Source organism: Pseudomonas sp. 34 E 7 (genome assembly GCF_900005715.1).
Taxonomy (GTDB): Bacteria; Pseudomonadota; Gammaproteobacteria; order Pseudomonadales; family Pseudomonadaceae; genus Aquipseudomonas; species Aquipseudomonas orientalis_A.
On record NZ_CVTX01000007.1, the window covers coordinates 1 to 806 of the forward strand.

Annotated in this window: 1 protein-coding gene and 1 pseudogene; both read right to left on the minus strand. The window is 66.5% G+C overall.

Annotated features, from left to right (window positions below):
* A pseudogene (locus BFP96_RS00315) lies at positions 1 to 198 on the minus strand (dihydrodipicolinate synthase family protein); the annotation flags it as partial.
* Between the two features lie 37 nt (positions 199 to 235).
* On the minus strand, positions 236 to 806 hold a 571-nt coding region (locus BFP96_RS00320; RefSeq protein ID WP_177343726.1), incomplete at its 5' end, for a proline racemase family protein.

Sequence of the window (806 nt, forward strand, 5' to 3'; positions counted from 1 at the left end):
GCGCGCCACGCCTTCCTGGCGCTCGGCTTCAGTGAGCAGCGGCCAATCGCCCATGGAACCGCAATACACCACGGCGCTCATGCCGATATCGATCAATTCGCGACCCTTGGCCACCAGGGCATCGAAGTCCGGTTTGCGCGCGGGGGTGCACGGCGTCATCAGGGCGGGCATGCAACCGGTGAAGATGTTGTCGCTCATGGTGCTGACTCCTTGGTATTGAGTAGGGGGGAAGGGCTCAGATGCCCCAGGCAAACGGGTCCTGCTCGTCGATCAGCAAGATGCTGTCGGCGGTCATGTGGGCGCGGCCAGTGATGAACGGGCGTACGCGCTCGCCGTCCCATTCGTAGCGGGCCTGGAATTGGCTGCCGGTGATGCTGGCCTGGACCCAGGGTTCACCGGGGCCGAGTTTGCCGTCGGCCGCCAGGCAGGCGAGCTTGGCGCTGGTGCCGGTGCCGCAGGGGGAGCGGTCATAGGCCTTGCCGGGGCACATCACGAAGTTGCGGCTGTCGGCCTCAGTGTCGTCGGCGAACAGTTCGATGTGGTCGATCAGCGCGCCGTCTTCGCCGTAGATGCCCTGGGCTTCAAGGGCCTTGAGCATGGCCCAGGTGTAGTCGGTGAGGGCGTCGACGTTGCTCATCTGCAGCGCCTGGCCGTGGTCGGACACCAGGAAAAACCAATTGCCGCCCCAGGCGATATCACCCACCACCGCGCCGTGGCCGGGCACCTGCACTGAGACGTGCCGGCGATAGCGATAGGCGGGCACGTTGCGCAGGGTCACCGCGCCGTCGGCGTGCAGCGTGGCCGCC